23 protein-coding genes and 2 pseudogenes are annotated in these 18,607 nt (G+C 41.7%); 12 read left to right on the plus strand and 13 right to left on the minus strand.

From position 1 onward, the window contains the following. Positions 1-99 precede the first annotated feature (99 nt). The 6 genes and pseudogenes from ACU6U9_RS20345 to ACU6U9_RS20370 form a co-directional block, all read right to left on the minus strand. Positions 100-504 (minus strand): hypothetical protein, encoded by a 405-nt coding sequence (locus ACU6U9_RS20345; RefSeq protein ID WP_446736793.1) that lies wholly within the window; start codon positions 502-504, stop codon positions 100-102. Positions 505-615: 111 nt separating this feature from the next. After that, the gene (locus ACU6U9_RS20350; protein ID WP_446736794.1) at positions 616-933 is read right to left on the minus strand and encodes a DUF6966 domain-containing protein; all 318 of its coding nucleotides are present in this window, start codon (positions 931-933) and stop codon (positions 616-618) included. Positions 934-1,000: 67 nt separating this feature from the next. Beyond that, positions 1,001-1,381, minus strand: coding sequence for a VOC family protein (locus ACU6U9_RS20355; RefSeq protein ID WP_446736795.1), 381 nt, complete (start codon positions 1,379-1,381; stop codon positions 1,001-1,003). A gap of 68 nt (positions 1,382-1,449) precedes the next feature. Beyond that, positions 1,450-2,166: a DUF6597 domain-containing transcriptional factor gene (locus ACU6U9_RS20360; protein WP_446736796.1), complete on the minus strand. Its 717-nt coding sequence runs from the start codon at positions 2,164-2,166 to the stop codon at positions 1,450-1,452. A gap of 156 nt (positions 2,167-2,322) precedes the next feature. Beyond that, positions 2,323-2,898, minus strand: a complete 576-nt coding sequence (locus tag ACU6U9_RS20365) for a hypothetical protein (protein ID WP_446736797.1) — start codon at positions 2,896-2,898, stop codon at positions 2,323-2,325. Between the two features lie 411 nt (positions 2,899-3,309). After that, a pseudogene (locus tag ACU6U9_RS20370) lies at positions 3,310-4,341 on the minus strand (ISL3 family transposase); the annotation flags it as partial. Positions 4,342-4,884: 543 nt separating this feature from the next. Here ACU6U9_RS20370 and ACU6U9_RS20375 point away from each other — a divergent pair. After that, positions 4,885-5,193: a rhodanese-like domain-containing protein gene (locus tag ACU6U9_RS20375; protein ID WP_446736798.1), complete on the plus strand. Its 309-nt coding sequence runs from the start codon at positions 4,885-4,887 to the stop codon at positions 5,191-5,193. A gap of 89 nt (positions 5,194-5,282) precedes the next feature. On the opposite strand, the gene ACU6U9_RS20380 is transcribed toward ACU6U9_RS20375, so the two are convergent. From ACU6U9_RS20380 to maoP, 3 genes are all read right to left on the minus strand, one after another. After that, positions 5,283-5,546, minus strand: coding sequence for a DUF1145 domain-containing protein (locus ACU6U9_RS20380; protein ID WP_446736799.1), 264 nt, complete (start codon positions 5,544-5,546; stop codon positions 5,283-5,285). 581 nt (positions 5,547-6,127) lie between these two features. Continuing rightward, positions 6,128-6,880, minus strand: a complete 753-nt coding sequence (locus tag ACU6U9_RS20385; RefSeq protein WP_446736800.1) for a hypothetical protein — start codon at positions 6,878-6,880, stop codon at positions 6,128-6,130. Positions 6,881-7,116: 236 nt separating this feature from the next. Continuing rightward, positions 7,117-7,473, minus strand: coding sequence for a DUF413 domain-containing protein (gene maoP, locus ACU6U9_RS20390; RefSeq protein ID WP_446736801.1), 357 nt, complete (start codon positions 7,471-7,473; stop codon positions 7,117-7,119). A 106-nt stretch (positions 7,474-7,579) separates the two neighbouring features. On the opposite strand from maoP, the gene hdfR reads away from it, so the two are divergent. After that, positions 7,580-8,455 carry an HTH-type transcriptional regulator HdfR gene (hdfR, locus tag ACU6U9_RS20395; RefSeq protein WP_446736802.1) on the plus strand — a complete coding sequence of 292 codons (876 nt, stop codon included), beginning with the start codon at positions 7,580-7,582 and terminating at the stop codon, positions 8,453-8,455. 117 nt (positions 8,456-8,572) lie between these two features. Here the strand turns inward: hdfR and ACU6U9_RS20400 are convergent, their stop codons facing one another. Further along, on the minus strand, positions 8,573-8,812 hold the full coding sequence (locus tag ACU6U9_RS20400) for a hypothetical protein (RefSeq protein WP_446736803.1): 240 nt from the start codon (positions 8,810-8,812) through the stop codon (positions 8,573-8,575). 127 nt (positions 8,813-8,939) lie between these two features. Here ACU6U9_RS20400 and ACU6U9_RS20405 point away from each other — a divergent pair, with 127 nt between their 5' ends. The 5 genes from ACU6U9_RS20405 to ACU6U9_RS20425 all read left to right on the plus strand — a co-directional run bounded on the left by ACU6U9_RS20405 (position 8,940) and on the right by ACU6U9_RS20425 (position 12,508). Further along, positions 8,940-9,437, plus strand: a complete 498-nt coding sequence (locus ACU6U9_RS20405; protein WP_446736804.1) for a DUF1003 domain-containing protein — start codon at positions 8,940-8,942, stop codon at positions 9,435-9,437. 195 nt (positions 9,438-9,632) lie between these two features. Continuing rightward, positions 9,633-10,538: a 30S ribosomal protein S6--L-glutamate ligase gene (rimK, locus tag ACU6U9_RS20410; RefSeq protein ID WP_446736805.1), complete on the plus strand. Its 906-nt coding sequence runs from the start codon at positions 9,633-9,635 to the stop codon at positions 10,536-10,538. After that, a complete protein-coding gene (locus ACU6U9_RS20415) occupies positions 10,538-11,557 on the plus strand; it encodes a succinylglutamate desuccinylase/aspartoacylase family protein (protein WP_446736806.1) in 1,020 nt (339 codons plus the stop codon). Before rimK ends, ACU6U9_RS20415 begins: the two co-directional genes overlap by 1 nt. A gap of 2 nt (positions 11,558-11,559) precedes the next feature. After that, the gene (locus ACU6U9_RS20420) at positions 11,560-12,087 is read left to right on the plus strand and encodes a mechanosensitive ion channel domain-containing protein (protein WP_446736807.1); all 528 of its coding nucleotides are present in this window, start codon (positions 11,560-11,562) and stop codon (positions 12,085-12,087) included. Then, positions 12,077-12,508 carry an ATP-dependent zinc protease family protein gene (locus ACU6U9_RS20425; RefSeq protein WP_446736808.1) on the plus strand — a complete coding sequence of 144 codons (432 nt, stop codon included), beginning with the start codon at positions 12,077-12,079 and terminating at the stop codon, positions 12,506-12,508. The genes ACU6U9_RS20420 and ACU6U9_RS20425 overlap by 11 nt, the downstream gene beginning before the upstream one ends. 29 nt (positions 12,509-12,537) lie before the next feature. Here ACU6U9_RS20425 and ACU6U9_RS20430 read toward each other — a convergent pair. Beyond that, positions 12,538-13,681 (minus strand): annotated as a pseudogene (locus ACU6U9_RS20430) (acyl-CoA dehydrogenase family protein). A 208-nt stretch (positions 13,682-13,889) separates the two neighbouring features. On the opposite strand from ACU6U9_RS20430, the gene ACU6U9_RS20435 reads away from it, so the two are divergent. The 4 genes from ACU6U9_RS20435 (at position 13,890) to ACU6U9_RS20450 (ending at position 16,531) form a co-directional block, all read left to right on the plus strand. Next, on the plus strand, positions 13,890-14,633 hold the full coding sequence (locus tag ACU6U9_RS20435) for a lysophospholipid acyltransferase family protein (protein ID WP_446736809.1): 744 nt from the start codon (positions 13,890-13,892) through the stop codon (positions 14,631-14,633). A gap of 453 nt (positions 14,634-15,086) precedes the next feature. Continuing rightward, complete coding sequence (locus tag ACU6U9_RS20440; RefSeq protein WP_446736810.1) at positions 15,087-15,470, plus strand: response regulator; 384 nt, start codon at positions 15,087-15,089, stop codon at positions 15,468-15,470. Then, positions 15,463-16,077, plus strand: coding sequence for a hypothetical protein (locus ACU6U9_RS20445; RefSeq protein WP_446736811.1), 615 nt, complete (start codon positions 15,463-15,465; stop codon positions 16,075-16,077). The genes ACU6U9_RS20440 and ACU6U9_RS20445 overlap by 8 nt, the downstream gene beginning before the upstream one ends. Before the next feature lies 1 nt (position 16,078). Then, entirely contained in the window at positions 16,079-16,531 is a 453-nt protein-coding gene (locus ACU6U9_RS20450; RefSeq protein WP_446736812.1) for a PAS domain-containing protein, read from the plus strand. Between the two features lie 22 nt (positions 16,532-16,553). Here the strand turns inward: ACU6U9_RS20450 and ACU6U9_RS20455 are convergent, their stop codons facing one another. Beyond that, positions 16,554-17,039 carry a hypothetical protein gene (locus ACU6U9_RS20455; RefSeq protein WP_446736813.1) on the minus strand — a complete coding sequence of 162 codons (486 nt, stop codon included), beginning with the start codon at positions 17,037-17,039 and terminating at the stop codon, positions 16,554-16,556. Positions 17,040-17,099: 60 nt separating this feature from the next. Continuing rightward, complete coding sequence (locus ACU6U9_RS20460) at positions 17,100-17,498, minus strand: diacylglycerol kinase (protein WP_446736814.1); 399 nt, start codon at positions 17,496-17,498, stop codon at positions 17,100-17,102. A gap of 258 nt (positions 17,499-17,756) precedes the next feature. Here ACU6U9_RS20460 and ACU6U9_RS20465 point away from each other — a divergent pair, with 258 nt between their 5' ends. Beyond that, on the plus strand, positions 17,757-18,491 hold the full coding sequence (locus tag ACU6U9_RS20465) for a lipoprotein intramolecular transacylase Lit (RefSeq protein ID WP_446736815.1): 735 nt from the start codon (positions 17,757-17,759) through the stop codon (positions 18,489-18,491). Positions 18,492-18,607: the final 116 nt, after the last annotated feature.

An 18,607-nucleotide genomic window follows, 5' to 3' on the forward strand; every position in this document is an offset into this window, starting at 1 on the left:
TGAAATCCTTCACGGAATCATAACGCCGCCAGCAACAGCCGGAGTGAATTGGCTGCTTTTTTGCGTGTTTTTTGCAAAAAAGAAGACAGTTTACGGAGGTCAGATTGACTGGCCTTGTTCTGTGTTTCCAAGGTAATTAACCTTACTTTTATATATTTTTGACGCACTAACCAATGATGCCGTGCAATTACTACAATAGTGATCGAGCTGACCATGCTTGAACTCAAAGACGAGCCTTGCTGACTCGATATCTTTTGGCTCAAAACCTTCGGTAACTACCAAGCCATAAAATGTTTCTCTAAGCGAATTTAGTGCTAGGCGCAATGGTTCTATATGCAGAAATGCTTTTGGGCATGGCTCATTCTCAGACACGCAAACCTCTATAGAATCGAGGCCCTCTGCCTCACAAGCCTTACCAAGATGAGGGTGCACAAAAGAAAGCGCACCAACTGAATGGTGAGCAATGCTTTGTACAACACTTTTTAATCGCTTGTGAGATGCCATGATTCTCCTGACACAGAACGCCAACCACAACAGCGTAGCGAACTTGGCGACTTTTGTGCGTCTTTATGCACAAAAGGTGACACGTTTGCGGAGTCTGATTGCTGGTTTTTGTTATGAGTTGGTTTCATGGTTATTCTTAATATAAACAGCTTTATCATTAATACTATTACGAAGTTTATCCAAGTGATTATTAGCATCTGGTTGCATAGAATAGGTGCCGTCTTCTAGTTTTTTAGTAAGAACTAAATCATTGAAGGATCCCATACCACCGTAAGCACCAAGGACTCTCTCTATGCCTTGATAATCACTATTTTCTAACATTGATAGGCATTTCTTAAACCACGAACACCAATGATCTTCATTTTCTATGCGCAGGAAAGCTATTAGTTCTTTAAGCTCGCCGATTAATTCGATAGTTACATTACCCATAAAGACTCATAACGCCCAAAGCAGCGGTGCATTAGCATCCGCTGACTTTGATTGTTATATTTCTTGATCACTGCATTGAACTTAGGCCAAATAAATTTCCTTCAGTATCCATGCATACGCTTACAAAACCATACTCGCCAATTGACATCTTAGGGTTAATTACCTTTCCGCCCGAGCCTTGAACTCGCGACTCTTCCACTGCACAATCCTCAACGCCAAAGTAGACAATCGTACCACCAGTCACAGGTCCGGCTCCCTCTCTTTTTACTAATGCGCCACCGGCACCATAAATATCCATGTCGGTTACAAAGCCTTTCATAATGATCGAAGTGTCTGTCGGGTCCGATATCATTTCAAACTCTCTCTGAAGCACTTCTCCATAGAAAGTCTCAGCTCTATCCATATCGTTTACGTAAATGTCAAACCAACCCACTGCATTTTGTTTCATGATGTTATCCTCGATGTGTTTAAGATGTGATCATGATAGTGGCTCTTGCCAAGTCCGTATTGAACAAATCAGACATCATACTTACGAAAGTAGGATGTTGGAGAATAACCAGTAATCTTCTTAAATGAACGAATAAAGTGAGATTGGTCAGAGTAAAGGTTTACATTATGTTCCTTTAATGATCGCTGTAAACGCATCACTTTTAAAAAGTCGTGAGGCGAAAAACCCGTTGCTTCCTTTAAAGTTCGTTGAAGTTGACGAGGGGAAAGGTGAACCATTTCAGCCATTTCAGAAACGCTCTGCACTCGGTCTAAATTAGAGAGTATTTTTTGAACAATCTTGTTTTGTACGACAATTTTTTGCTCAACTAAAATCGAAACTAAATCAGTAAAAATAGGAAGCTTATCAGCAAAACTCAGATTAGCAGTTTTACCATTGACACCAATAAGTGGTAATTCTCCTAAATATTTTGAGCCTACAAAGCTATCTTTAGTCTCGTTGCGATTTCCTTGCCAGACCCCAGGGAAAAACTGAATGCCTGCATAATTGAAATTCTTGCCAAGGTTTAATTCTGCATAAGAGATTTTAAGCCCAGTGATACCCGCTATATCTGCACTTTTCTGATTAAATAAGATATTAATACAAGCATCAGGAATAGCGTGAAGTGTAAAATCTTCATCCAGTGGTGCTTCGGTTTTTATCTGCCAATAACTATGAACCAAGCTCTTTAGATCTTGTGGTGGCTTGGCCTCAGTATAGATAACAGGGCCGATACTTTTTTCCATTCCATCTTTTATTGGGTCATACATGCTATCACGAGTGCTAATTTAGGTTGATAATGAAGAATATAACGCCCGTATCTACGGGGAAATGGTGTGACGGCCGTTTTGCGGCCTTTTGCAAAACGGATGACGCGCCATTTTATCCGTAGCATACGATTGTTAAGCGCCCCCAATGTACTTCCTGCTTGATGCCAATTGCTTTGCAATATTTCTGATCCTTTTATTGCCGCCATTCTCTTTAAACCAGTTTATATGCTTGAGATTAATATCTTCGCAACGTATTACATACTCATTTACGTCTGGATCATTGGCATTAGTTATATCAGAAAAGCAAGCGTCAACACCATTGGCATCCACCTTACGAATTATTCTCTTTCGAAAGTAGAGCTTCTGCAATGGCGGTTGTAATACTTCAGGGTAAACCTCCAGCTCTTCAAGCTGAAGATCTGTCAACAAGTTTGAGTGAAGTAACGAATAGATGCGGTCTCCATGAAGGTCGCATTTATCAGGGCCATTATCTTGTATTTTGAATATATTGCATACTTCCCGATCAGATAATGAGCTCTTTGATTTTAAATATTCAGAGAAAGCCCAGCCTCTATAATGCTCCGCATTCTTATCTTCAGAAGTGGTGATCTCTTCGTTCAGCTCAAGCACATAGCCTTCAGTGATGATCCCGAACTCAATCCATTCCTCTGTAAATCCCAGCCGGATTAAAGATGTATCGATATTCATGTTTTATCGCTTAACAGTTTATTCTATGGCACGTGATCAAATAAAATAATATGCCGTCACGTGACGTGTTTTATGGGGCACCTTCGCCCTTCATTTCAATAAAGCCGAGTCATCATGGGGCATGCAGCCTGTTTTGGCAAATATGCCTTCCCTTTTTTTACGTCTTCACGAAATATTTGTGCCTATGTAAGCCCTTCTTTTTCTTCAGGTTTCTTTTTCGACGCGTTTCGTCGTTTTACCAAGACAAAGGTCCCATTTCCACAAAAAGCGTCACGTGACCGCATAATATAATATGCGATCACGTGACGCTTTTTGTGGCCAATACTCAGTACAAAAGTATGATTTTGTTTTATTTAACTTCAAAAATTCAGCCTGCCATTTACACTGTATATAAAAGGCTCTTCCCCTTATTCAGTGGAACACCATATCCAGCCCTCCAAAATGAAAAAAGATAGAAGACTTATATCGCTCAATATTTCTATAGCCCCTCGATTGTCTGCCTAGTGCCTTAATGTTGTTGTTTAGTGCTTCAGCTCGACCATTTGAAACACCGTAATGCATTGCATTGATAATACCCTCCAGATAATTTTCTATCGTTCCTACAACAGATGTTAAAGCTTTAATCCCTGCTTCTTTCGCTAGCTTAATCCATGTTTTCCACGCTGATTTAGCTTGGATGTAGCTCACCGTTTCCCAGATGATTCTAAATTGCTCTTTGAAGTACCAGGCTACGGCTGTTTTTATTAAATATTGTTTTTGTCCGTCAAGGATATCTTCAATTTCTTCGGTTCTATTTTTTTCGTTTTTAAACCATAAAAACCGTGACTTATGGTGCTTAAGTTTATTTAGATTAGGCATAGATCTTACTTCTGATCTTTGCACATGAAGTAATGCCTCATTCAGCATTTTGGCAATATGAAAGTGATCATAAGCAATTAGTTTTTTAGCTCTGCGTCCAAAGCGAGTAAAAACAGCTTTTTTATAGGCCGCACTTAAATCCATTGATATGGATTTCATTTTATTAATGTCGTGCACCGGTATGCTGGCAAAGCACTGCAATAGGCTCTCGCTAGATCGGCCGTCCTTGATGGTAAGTACCTGGCCTAGCTGGTTTGAAAGTACTGTAATGAAAACTCTAGGCTTTCCTACACATGTCTCATCTACAAATAGATGTTTACATGAGAACTTCCTTCGCCTTTTCAGGCCTCGATTAACACCTCGCTTAATAATCCCGTCAATTGCATTCCAACTGAGTTTAAGTTGGCGTGTTAGCGCAAGAATAGACGTTTCGGCTGCCCACTTCAGAACTTGATTTTCGAACATCAGTGTATAGCGGGCGCTATCTTCTGCCCATGGTACAGAAATCGTCAAGCAGCCATGTTCTTTACAGTTTACCCTAGGGACATCAGCCTCAATTATTGTTTGAAACTGACAGGTATCAAGGTGACGCCATTACCTTATTTTAGAGTCGTATCGCTTTGAATCAATATCGCATTAGGGCATGACATTGAAGACGCATTACAACTCACCACAACCGTTATTTGACCTGAGCTTTCCTCAAGACGAACACCGGATACTTCCCATGGTGCCTTAAGCTGCAGAATTTTATTCTATAAGGTGCGCTGATCCATGCTGACCTCCAAAATCTAGAGGCCTGATTTATCAGATTCAAATGGTATTTTGCTAAATTTCCACCAGATCAGGGGAAGAGCCTTGTTGATACAGTATTTTTACTGCGCAAGTTAAAGTGTAATAAAATGCTCTAGGGTAAGTTAGCAGCGACAAAATCATCCGGTGTTACGCCAATCTGAATGACCGCTACACCATCAATTGAGAGCACTTAAAACCCCACTTACCCTAACACTGTATTTACGTGACTGGTTACCCGCTGCGCAGATGAGACGTATAAAATCTGACCAACAACACCCGTTGCCAATCAACACATCTTGCGCTACATTAGAAAACCCTAATGAAAGGAGTGCCTCGATGAAACTGTTACTTGCCCTCGTACTAAGTACCCTAACCAGCTTAAGCTTTGCCCAGCTGCTTCTTTTGGATGTCCGCAGTCAAGCCGAATACGATACAGGCCATGCCTATGGTGCGGTATTGTTACCTCATGACAAGGTTACGGCAAAAGCAGGTGACGTATTAACCGATAAAAACCAAGAAATTAAAGTGTACTGCCGCAGCGGCGGGCGCGCAGGTAAAGCGGTTGATAGTTTAAAAGCATTGGGCTACACCAATGTCGAAAACATTGGCACCTTAAAAGATGCTAAGGCATTTGAGGTTCAGTAAAAGAGCTATAAACGCATAGAAAATAGCGCGATAAAATAACCCTAATATTTAATGAATATTGGGGTTATTTATTCTCTAGGTCATAAGAATTAAGGCGCTTTTTTCAATAGTGGCAACCAATGAAATAATCCCACCAACATAACCCCTACAAAGTCTTTTGCAGTGGTGCGCTCAATACGCTTTAGCTTTTTAAATACCAATATGTATTCCAGTAAATGAACCACTAGCAAACCAAGGCCCACATATAAGATACCCTGCCCCCAGTCACCACCAAACGGCATAATTAGGTTCACAATGAATGCCACCCAAAATACGTACAAAGCTACCTTATTCAGTTGATTAAAACGTTTCATTTTTCACCTTATTATTGTTATGTGATTTTATTTTGAGAGCAGAGTACATCCCATAACACGCATGATAACAATGACACTTAAAGCCAAAACACGTGCATAAGCTGTCACTTAACGTGATAACAAACATACCGTTGTCCCCAACAATTTATAATAAGGCCTCAAACCATCGTCTACTTTGCTTAAGTAGGGGTACTTCTTGAGCGTAATACGTATCTCTTTTGATACTTGTTGCCCAAGCGTTAAATCGTGCGATATTGCTGATCTGTCATAACGTTACGGCAAAAGCAGGTGGTGTATTAATTGATAAGAACTAAGCGGTTAATGTGTACAACCACAGCAGCGGGCGCGTGGTTAAAGTCGTTAATAGTTTGAAAGCACGGTATTACGCCAATCTCGAAAACATTGGCACCTTAGAGGATAAAAAAATCGGTCATTCGATAGCTCGCCTCGCTTTTAACTAAAGTGATTTGTATCACTAATAATCAATTACGCAAATACACCTATATTTAAAACAAGGCATGTTTTAAATATAGGTGATTTTATTGCACAGGTTTGCTTAACCGTCTAGTGACACCCGTTAGTTAGGCACGGCCTGATCTATATAGTTTGTGCAATATTTTTTGCCGTCTGTTGTGGTTGGCTCTAAGGGTTTTTTGGCTATTTAATTGTGGATTAGTCACGACTTTATAACGGCGTAATTCTTCTGCCGACATACAATGTGTTTGCTCGGCTGGCGCAGCTCGCAACGTAAACACATAAAAATCCCTTGCTTCTTGTTCTGTCATTCCCATATTTTGGTAAAAACGAATATAACTTTGGTGATCTTTTGCATCAGGGTTTCGTGAATAAAGTTCAATGCCTTGTGTGCCATCACTGTCTGCCCAAGAATGAACAGCCACTAGCCCACCCTTTTCAATGGTACGCGTCACGCCTGCAATGAAAAAGTCGACACCACCTGATGCAATTTTTCCATCAACCTTACCGTCATTATTAATATCACCGACCAATACGATATTAATTCCCGCGTTACGTACCATTGTTGCCGCTTTTAAATTCACGTCGTCGTCAGCAGAACCCGGTACCTCTAGCATATGAATCGTCGTGAGCGTGTCATGCTTCAAAAGTGCGCTCACTTTGCCAACCGCTGTGCAATCAATAACGCCTTTCATTTGAGCAATGGTACGCTGTGAATTTAAAGTAAAAGTAACAGAGTCACGCACAGGGATGCAGAGATTACCAAAACTAAACGGTTTATCTGACGAAGAACTGCCACCACAGGCGGTTAATACCAGTGTTAAAAGGCACGTCACTGCCCGTAAAATGTTTTTATTCATATGCGACCCGGTGAATATCATTAGTGAGTCAGCACACTGTACATACCAAACCTGAACGGCAGCTTAAAACGGTGAATGGCTCTGGTGAGTGTTTATGGGCGGCCTGATGCAGGTTTTCTTTGAGTCGCAAGTGAACGCGAATGTTTAAGTCATAAAGTGGCATCATGATTCAAGTGCCATAAGCCATTTTCGTATCATGCAAACGCCCACATATTGTGGGCGTTTTTGATCAATCATTAATCGTCTAAATCGTCATCATTGCTATCATAGTCATAGTCATCGTCATCCGGCACGTAGCTGGTGAATAAATTAAAGGTTCGACCTTTACGAATGAGTGCTTCACGGTAGTTGACCCATGCCTTTTCGATATCAGTCTCAGCAGGCAGTTCACCACGGCATACCGTAATGAAACGCTGTTGTGATTCATCAAGTGGGGCTTGCTTGTTTTGCTCTAGGGCATACAGGGTTGCACCACATAATTCTAAGGCTTCGGCTTGCACCCGCGTGAAGTCCCCTGACTGTTTAAAGCCATACGGGAAGTTCGTATCGTCGAAGTAGCGTTTAGTTGCTTTGAATGAACCGTATTGTTCCATACTCTCCTGACCTGACAATTATAAGTTGACGGGATTATGTCTATGCTCTAAAAAGCGGTAAAACAAAATAATTTTACCTTCACCATAAAAAATTTTAGAGGCTAAATTGGATACAGACCTTCTCAAAACGTTTATAGAAGTGTGCAGCACGCGTCACTTCGGTAAAGCAGCAGAAAATCTATATGTCACCCAAGCCGCTGTCAGCTCTCGTATTCGCCAACTTGAGTCTCGTTTGGGTGTCGAACTATTTAGCCGTCTACGCAACAACCTGAAGCTCACAGCCGCAGGTGAACGCCTATTGCCTCATGCCGAGGCGGTGCTCACCACTTGGCAACGGGCATTTCAAGAAGTCGCCATTCACCACCAGCAATCTATCCAGCTTGCGCTAGGTGGCAGCCCTAATGTTTGGGACTTAATGTTACAAAATAGTTTATATGAGCTAAAAATTTCAAATCCTGAAATTGCGATTCGAGCAGAGGTGCTTAGCCATTCCATCGTCGCCCGTCAATTACTTGAACGCAGCCTAGATTTAGCCTTGGTATTTGATGCCCCTAAGGTTGAAGAATTAAAAACCATTAAACTGCTTCAAATGCCATTAGAATTGGTGGCCACAAAAGAAAATCAAACCGCTGACTCATTGCAAGAACTGGGATATATCATGCTGGATTGGGGCACGTTGTTTAGTATTCAGCATGCTAAAAAATGCAATCACTTACCGACACCTAGCTTGCATACTAACCTTGCTCGTGTCGCCCTTGATTACATGCTGCAAGCTGGTGGTGCTGCCTATTTGCCATCCACATTGGCTGAGCCTTATATTCAGCAAGGCACATTATTTAAAGTGGATGACGCGCCAGAGATGAATCGCGATGTGTTTGCCTGTTATCATCAAGATAATGATAAAACGGAATTAATCGAAAGCGTGATTGCGCTGTTTAAGCAAACAGGTTCGCAAATTGCGCCAAGCCTGCAACCTGAATAATCCGCTATTTATTTTGAGTTTCTATTTTTTGTCCCTTTAGAGCGCCCTGACTAAAAGTCCCTTAATTAAAGCCCCTTGCTTAAAGGGGCTATGGGTTATTTGCAAATAGGTTACGATTTATTCCTCAACCGCTTCTTCTGGTTCTTGTTCATCTTCTGACGGGTCTTCGTCAACTGAGCTACCTAAGCTGGCGATACACTCTTTCATGTATTCGTTAAAATCTTCTTTTGCGACGCTGTCCATTTCGGCCCATTCTTCACATCGCTGTTGATCTGAAATTTCAATTTCGTTTTCTTCGCCATCTTCAGCCCAGGCTGATAAGCTAAAGAGCATAAAAACAATGCAAAACACTTTCATTTAGCACTCTCCACCAAAATCTAAAAAGGCATTAAAGATGCCTATACTAAAAAAAGCGAACGAATATTATTTATCGACAACATAAACCATTCACTTCCCTTTAATACCTTTATAGGAGGCCTGTAATATGATGAAATACTTTGAGAATTTAGCAAAAGCAATGTTTGGCGTGAAGTTCCATGAGCTAGGGGATCAAGAGCAACGTGTCATCGAAAGCATTGCCAATAAAGAGCGCTTACCTGAAAACATTAATACGGTCTTTCATGAGAACCTTACCGTAGGGCAAAAAATGGCGGATAAAGTCGCCAGCTTTGGTGGCTCTTGGACGTTTATCATTCTATTTGCGGTATTAATGCTGTGTTGGATGACGGTCAATTCTTTTCTGATTCTCGCCGATAAAGCATTTGACCCTTATCCATTTATATTACTCAATTTAGCGCTATCAACGTTGGCGGCCTTACAGGCACCTATTATTATGATGTCACAAAATAGACAAACATCGAAAGACCGACTTGAAATTGCCGCTAATTATGAGATCAGTTTGAAAACAGACATCGAGATCACACGCCTGCATCAAAAGATAGATGACCTTACTCAGCTCATTGCATCGCAAGCGTCAAAGTAGCCTTTACGGTTAAGTGATGATTAAAACGTCGTGAAAATGCTTGCTTGCATGACTCATTAGAAATATTTATCCAAAGGATAAATATTTTTCGCTGTCTTTTTAAATCTCACTTCCTACACTGCCGCCTATCTTTACTGTGTGGTGCATTAGCGCCAATCACAGCCTCAAAACACACAATATCCAAAAGGAATGACCATGCGCATAGCGATTCTGTCTCGCGGCCCTAATTTATATTCTACCCGCCGCTTAGTTGAGGCAGGCCAAGCGCTGGGGCATGAAGTGGATGTTATCGATACACTTCATTGCTACATGGATATCACCAGTAGCAAGCCCACTGTGCGTTACCACGGTGAAGCATTACCAAAATACGATGCGATCATTCCTCGTATTGGCGCGTCTATTACGTTTTATGGCACATCGGTAGTGCGCCAATTTGAAATGATGGGCACTTACACCATCAACGAATCGGTGGCGATTAGCCGTTCACGTGACAAGTTGCGTTCATTGCAGTTGCTATCACGCAAGGGCATTGGCCTGCCGCGTACTGGTTTTGCTAGCAAGCCCGATAAAGTCGATGACTTAATCAAAAACGTGGGCGGTGCGCCTGTTGTGATTAAGTTACTAGAAGGCACACAAGGTATTGGTGTGGTTTTGGCTGAAACCAAAAAAGCCGCTGAAAGTATTATCGAAGCGTTCATGGGTTTAAAAGCTAACATTTTAGTGCAAGAGTTTATTAAAGAAGCTGGCGGCGCGGATATCCGCTGCTTAGTGGTGGGCGATAAAGTGGTTGCCGCCATGAAACGCCAAGGGGCTGAAGGCGAGTTCCGCTCTAATTTACACCGTGGCGGCAGCGCCGAAGTGGTTAAGCTGTCACCGGCTGAGCGTAAAACAGCCGTTGATGCGGCTAAAGCCATGGGCCTAAATATGTGTGGCGTGGATATTTTGCGCGCGAACAGTGGCCCTGTTGTGATGGAAGTCAACTCATCACCAGGCCTTGAAGGCATTGAAAAGGCCACTGGCAAAGATGTTGCGAAGCTGATTATTCAATTACTTGAGAAAAACGCGAAACCAAACAGCACTCGCACGAAAGGAAAAGGTTAATGGAACCTCTTCTTATTGCTGGCCATGAAATACTCGCAGGTGAAACAAAACGCATAGAAATACCCATGGTGCGTCTGTATACCGACACCACCATGAGTATTCCTGTTTATGTAAAACGCGGTAAGCGCCCTGGCCCTACCCTGTTTTTAAGTGCGGCTATTCATGGTGACGAACTGAATGGCATTGAGATCATTAATCGCATTATTAATAGCAAGTCGATTCAAGGCTTAAAAGGCACATTGATCGCCGTACCTATGGTCAATGTTTATGGCGTATTGAATCAAAGCCGTTATTTACCGGACAGACGTGACCTTAACCGTTCGTTTCCGGGCTCTGAGCGGGGTTCACTTGCGGCACGAATGGCTCATATATTTTTAACGGAGATCGTCTCTAAAGCCGATTACGGCATCGACTTTCATACAGGTGCGATACATCGCAGTAACTTGCCGCAAATTCGTGCAAACTTAGACGATACTGAAACACTAGAGCTTGCAAAAGCATTTGGGTTGCCCGTGCTATTGAACTCGAATTTACTCGATGGCTCATTACGCCAATGTGCCGCAGACTTAGGCACTAAGATACTATTGTATGAAGCGGGCGAAGCTTTACGCTTTGATGAGTTGGCCATACGGGCAGGTGTCAAAGGCACGATTAAAGTAATGCGTCACCTAGGCATGCTTAATAAGAGTAAGGTGCACTCTAACAAAAGCATCGAGCCGATCATTGCACGACAAAGCGGTTGGATTCGCGCAAATGAAAGTGGTTTGGTCATGCACCACAAACAATTAGGCGATTTTGTTAACAAAGGTGAGATTCTTGCTACTATTAGTGACCCTTATGGACAAAAGCTAGATAGCGTACTCAGTAATGCTGACGGTATCATTATTGGCAAACAAAACATCCCGTTGGTTCAAGAGGGTGAAGCTATGTACCATTTAGCCTACTTTAAAGAGCCAGATGATGTGGTTGAGAATTTAGAAATGATGCACGAAGAATTATTACCAGAGGATTATTCATAGACATGTTGAACATTTTAATTGGCATCGGGTTTGTCTTATCATTTGTTGTGCTAAGCAATGCCATTGAAAATTGGATAGAACGTCTTGGCCGTAAACGCCAAGTCACGAACGAACGCATTTTTTATATTCAAAAAATCATTAAGCTAATGTGCTTTATTGCCTTGCTGCTCACTGCGGGCGGGGTATTTGGCTTTAATTACAGTGAATTCAGCTTTATTGTTTCATCGATTTTTGCGGTTGTCGGTATTGCATTATTCGCGCAATGGTCCATTTTAAGTAATGTGACAGCGAGTTTAATTATCTTTTTCTTCTTCCCCTACAAGGTAGGCGATAAAGTCCGTATTACCGACGAAAAAGAACATTTAGAAGGTGATATTATAGAAATCACCTTGTTTCATTTAATTCTTAAACGTGAATGTGGCGATATATTAACGTATCCCAATAGTTTGGTTTTTCAGAAAGCCATTATCGTTCACCCAAAAACGAAAAACGTCCCCGTAAAAGAAATCGAGCCTAACTATGAGCCATAATAAATTTACCGTAGGCGCGCTGGAAGTATGTGACCTGCCCCAGTTAGAAATCACGAAACTGCACATGCGCGTCGATACTGGAGCGCAAACGTCTTCTTTGCATGTAGACAATATTGAAGAATATAAACATAACGGTGAGCGCTGGGTTAGCTTTGATATTCACCCTGATGTTCATAATGTTGATACGGTTGTGCGTCGTAAAGCGAAGGTGCACGATACTCGCATTGTCAAAAGCTCAAGTGGTGATAAAGAGCATCGTAATGTGATTGAAACCAATATTATTATTGGTAAAGAAAGCTGGCCTATCCACATTACCTTGACGGATCGTTCAAGCATGACGTACTTAATGTTGTTAGGTCGTCAAGCCATGGATGGTCGCGTAATAGTTGACCCATCTAGTGAGTATTTATTAGGGCAATAAGCCCTAATAATAACTAATCAGACGCGGTGTTATTTTAATAACCCGCGAGCAATAATCTCTTTCATCACCTCTGACGCGCCACCGTAAATCCGCTGTACCCTAGCATCTAAAAATGCACGCGCGATTGGGTATTCTTGCATGTAGCCGTAACCACCAAATAATTGCAGGCAGTCATCGGCCACTTTTGCATTGCAGCTCTGTTGATGAAAGCTTCGCTTTTGACGCCGTCACAGTATCAAGTTCCCCTGCCACATATAACGTAATACAGTGATCAATAAAGGCCCGATTAACACTGACCTGGGTATCTAAATTCGCCAGATTAAAACGTGTGTTTTGCAAGTCTGACAACGCTTGACCAAATAAACGCCGTTGCTTGGTATAATCAACCGTCCAATTCAGCATGCCAGTACAAGCGCCCATGGCACAGATTGATAAGATTAAACGTTCCCGGGGTAATTCTTCCATCAGATGCTTAAAACCTTGATTCAGCTGACCAAGCGGTTCTTTACATAACACGTCATCAAAAAACAACTCAGACGTATCACCGCTGTGCTGGCCAATTTTCTCAAGGTTAGCCCCCACTTCGTAACCATCACTGCGCTTATCGAGCAAAAATAAACTGATGCCTTTTGCACCCGCCTTCGGGTTCGTTTTTGCCGCCACAATACACACGTCGGCGTGCTGACCATTGGTTATAAATGTCTTTTGCCCTTTTATGCTGTAACCGCCCTCAACCTTTCGGGCTTGACTGGTGATGGCTTGTAAATCACTGCCCGCACCAGGCTCTGTCATAGCGATCGCGCCCACGGCTTCGCCAGTCACCAACTTAGGGAGCCAATGCTGCTTTTGTTCAACCGAACCTAGATGGGCAATATAAGGTGCCACTATGTCGCTATGCACAGACACATTGGTCGCTAATGCCGCAAAGCCTCGCTCTGAAAGTGTTTGCACTACAACCGCTGATAATGAAAAATCACCACTGCAGCCGCCATAGGCTTCATCGACATCCACGCATAAGAATCCTGCATCACCCATGTCACGCCATACGCTGCGCGGCATAATGCCGTCTTTTTCCCACTGGGCATAAAACGGAGCAACTTTTTGGTCTAGAAAACGATTCAATGAATCTTGAAACAAGGAGATGTGTTCAGACATAACTGACCTTTTTATTATTTTGGCTCTATTCTCACATTGCTAAGCCACTATAAGAAAGCACTAAGTCCTTCAAATTCATTAGCATTGTCTAACCTGCTGAATATTAAGGTTCATTTTGCTTTTATTATGGCTAGAATGTCCATATTCACCCAAAAATATAACTCAGCAATAGAAGAATTGAGTAAACAAATGTATGCTCGCTTCCTCATTTTTAATAGGTAGACTCATGATTCGCCTTATTCGCTTTTGTTTACTCGCCATTCATTTTGTCATGACAAGTACGGTTGGGCTTTTAATTGGCATTATACGCCCGTTTAACCCGACGAATAGCCGCTGGTGTTCTCACCTTTACGGTAAAATTGGTATGCCAATTATCGGTGTCAAAACAGAGGTTGAAGGCTTAGAACACTTTGAATCTGACAAGCCCTACATTGTTGTCGCTAATCACCAGAGTAACTGGGATTTATTTATCGTAGGCAGTATCGTACCTAAACGTACCGTAAGCGTAGGTAAAAAGAGCCTTAAATGGGTACCATTATTTGGCCAGTTGTATTGGCTTGCTGGTAACGTTTTGATTGACCGTGGTAATCCACGTAAAGCCATGGAAGCAATGGCGATTACCAAAGAAGCCCTCACCACAAAAAAGACCAACATTTGGTTCTTTGCGGAAGGTACCCGTAACAAGGGTAAGAACATGCTGCCGTTCAAAAAAGGCGCATTTGTTACCGCAATTAACGCAGGCGTTCCAATTATCCCTGTTTGTTGCAGCAGCTACTTAAAGGGCTTTGATCTGAACAAGTGGAGCAATGGCACTGCACGCATGCGTGTATTACCAGCAGTAAGCACCACTGGCTACACTCAAGAAAATATAAAAGAGCTAATGGCTAAGATTCACGCAACGATGATGACCACCATTAAAGAGCTCGACGGTCTAGCGGTGACTCAATCTGAAACCGCTTATAACGCGTAATCACAAGATTCGGCAGCTCATTTCAAAACGCCCAGATAAACTGGGCTTTTTTATGTCTGAAAATACTCATTCGGCCTGATCTGCTTTCATAGGTGAATCAAAGTCTACTCAGTAAAGTGAATCGCCTCATCTAGCAAGCACATCTCGCTGACATCATGCGTTTATTCATATTAAGGCCATAAGCTTTGACATGCCCTACACGACAATTGCGTATTTGGTCCTTTTGCGTCGCTTTAAGCGCCTATGATATCGGTCAATCAAGCCTTACTCTCGCCAACACCTTTTAACCCTCTGTCATCGAGTCATGCAGCTACTAATGGCGACCGCATAGACATAACCTACTATTAACCTGATAGCATGCTTTAAACAGATTACAGCCATAAACGCCATCCACCTTGCCATATATTCAAATGCCGCCTTAACTTTACTAAGCGATAAAAAATTGAGGTATCCATGGCTGGTAAAGTTTTAATCTGTGATGACTCCAATATGGCACGTAAGCAAATGGCCCGTGCCCTACCAGAAAATTGGCCTGTGGATGTCATATTCGCCCATAACGGTGAGGAGGCCATTGCGCAGATCAAAGAACATCAATTCGAAATTATGTTTCTTGATTTAACCATGCCGGTCTTAGATGGCTATGAAACCCTTGAGGTTATTCGACGAGATGACCTGCCTATCATGGTTATTGTGGTATCTGGTGATATTCAGCCTGAGGCTCAAGAGCGAGTCAAAAAACTAGGTGCCATCGACTTCATTAAAAAGCCCGTCGACAAAGCACGAATTGAAGCCGTGCTATCGGAATACGGCATCATTGGGGAGACCCCTGATGAATGAAGACGTTAAATTAAGTGAAGACGAACGCGACTGTTACCAAGAAATTACCAACGTTGCCATGGGACAAGCCGCTGACCGCCTTGCGCGGCTGCTGGGTGTTTATGTGGTACTGCCGATCCCTAACGTCAATATCATTGAAATCAATGAATTCAAAATGACACTTAAATCCCTTGAGGGTAATGATACGGTCAGCGCTGTTTGCCAAGGGTTCATCGGAGCAGGCATTGCGGGCGAAGCCTTGCTAATTTTTAACGACGCTAGCTTCTCTGATATTGCTCAATTACTGAATTACCCAGGCAATTTAGATCAACACGAAGAATTAGAAATGCTAATGGACGTAGCAAACGTGTTAAATGGCGCCTGTATCCAGGGCATTGGTGGGCAGCTGGATATCGACTTCAGCCAGAGCCATCCTATGGTGTTAGGTCAGCATTGCTCTATTGCGAATCTACTTTCTGAAAAGAAAAACACGTGGAAGCAAACTATGGCGATCGAGATCAACTACACCATTGAAGATCACAATATCAACTGCGATTTATTGCTGTTATTTACAGAAGATAGCGTGCTTCATATGAATCGTTTAATCAGCTTTTTATTGGATGATTAACATGAGTGATACAGATACAGACATGACAGAGTTTCACTGGTTTATGGATATTCTACAAACCATTGATGCAGGGTTAGTGGTACTCGACCGCCAATACAATATCAAACTGTGGAATGGATTCATGGAAAACCACAGTGGGATTCGGCCAGACCAAGCTAAGGGCAGTAACTTATTTGAGTTATTTTCTGAGATAGACCAAGACTGGTTTATGAAAAAAGCGGAGGCGGTTTTTTTATTAAATACCAGAGCGTTTACGATTAGTGAGCAACGCCCCTACTTATTTAAATTTAAAAATAATCATCCCATAACCGGCCGAGCTGAATTTATGTACCAAAACTCAACCATGATTCCGCTGAATAATATTGAAGGCGCGACGGATCATATCTGTTTAATCATCTACGATGTGACTGCCGCCGCAATGCATAAATTTGATTTGGCACAAAAGCTGAAATAGCCTGATATACGAGCAAGTTAAGTTAAAGCACGCCTATTTCAGGGTCAATATTCGCAACGCTTTGCTGTAACTTTTCACCTAGCTTCACATTTTTACCCATTTCTTCTACTAAGCGTTCGACATGCTGCTCAAGAACCGTTAATTCTTGCACAAGGCTTGTGTGCATCGATTCAAAATCATCCCCTTGAGATAAACTTTGCGTTTTGTGTAGTAGCTTTCTGACATAATTTAATTGCTGGGTAAATACAGCATTCGCTTTATGTGCATTGCGCTCAACAATAATTGATTGTTTATATAAGGCGTCCAATTTTGCTGGCGATATCGTTCCCATAGGGGTGTCGTCATCAACATAATCAATTTGTTTTTTAGAGCGTTTATCTAAAAAGTAAAATACCCCCATACAAATTGCATAACTCATTAACCATGCAAACCAATTAACAGAGCCATTCTCCAACATTGCAGGCCATTGATGAACAATACCCAACAATGTGCCCAGAATTAAACTCATTTTTATCACCATCGCCATTTACATCCACTCCCTAGCTGCGCTGATAGTATCTTCTAGTCGTTAAAACAACGGCAAACTGAATAGACCTAAATTAAATACAATGATGCTTCCCCATATACATACGACTTGGGTCAAGCTAAAAAATACTGCGGCACTGGCAATATCTTTAGCAGCACCCGACAAATCATGGCGCTCACTGCCAATACGATCGACCACATATTCGATAGAAGTATTAAGCAACTCTGTAATCACAACAATAAAAAGAGACAGCAACATCAATGCAAATTGAGTGATGCTTTGCGCAATACAAAGCGCCACTGGCGCCATAACAAGCGCTAAGATGAATTCTTGTCGAACAGCGGCTTCTGTTCTCCATGCTCGCTTAATACCATTAAACGAATAACCCGTGGCATTAAATACACGTAAAAAACCAGTGGCAGTGAATTTCTTGTGATCCATAACAACTCAAATTATCTATGTTAAAACAGCGCACACACTAACCTGTGAACCCTGATATGACAAGCCTTTAGACGGCTAGAGTCTGTTTTTACAATGCCCTTCACAGATTACATTGACCACGCCATGATCAATGAAAAATACAACTTAGGTTAATAATAAACATACAAAGATAACGGTATAAAATATGATTTATTAAGACTATTGACCTCACTACACAAACCCGTAAAGCTATGTGTAAATTAAAAACTGAAATTCATTATGTTAACGCGCAATTATTTAACCAAAAAATTAGGCACAACAGTGTTTAGCCTATGCCTATTAATATGTTCATTATTCTTAAGCTGGGCAATATTGGCACAAACCAATTTCGCCTACCCGGCTTTACATTCGCTTATGAATATTGATCAACATATAAGCAAATACGGCCCTCAAAATCGTTATCGAAATGGCTTTGAAAAAACAGATAAACCAGAACAAGTACGCTTATTCAGCGAGATTGTTGATGCGATTCACAACGATGGCGAAGGTTTAAATAGCATCACCTATCACTCGCCTCAAGGTCAGCCCATTAGCCTGTTATTACGCCATGCAGAAGTCATACACCTGCAAGATGTTGCACACCTAATTGATTACTTTTATTTAACGGCTGCCATAACGATTCTGTTCACTTGCCTATTAATCGCGGGCTTTAAATACAAAAATATTAAACTGCCAAGCTTAAAGCAACAGGCGGTGGGGATTTTGCTGTTTAGTTCTGTCAGTGTTGTGGGGGTTATATTAATCGGCCCAGTAAACGTATTTTATGCACTGCACGAATGGATTTTTCCTGATAACCACCAGTGGTTTTTTTATTATCAAGACTCATTAATGACCGTATTAATGAAAGCACCTGATTTATTTGGTGCCATCAGTGGTCTAATCGCCGTATTGGGTATTGTTATTTATCTACTGCTTAATCGAGCTATTTTGCTAATGCATCAAACTAAAAAATAATAACCATCAGCGCTAAACAGATATAAGTATTAAAGCAAACAAGTCGCTTAAGCCTAGATTTAATCGTTACTACTATAATAGTTGCACAGTTTAAATTTTAGGCTTAATAATCTCCA

The sequence above is a fragment of the Pseudomonas sp. HK3 genome, from assembly GCF_052920985.1.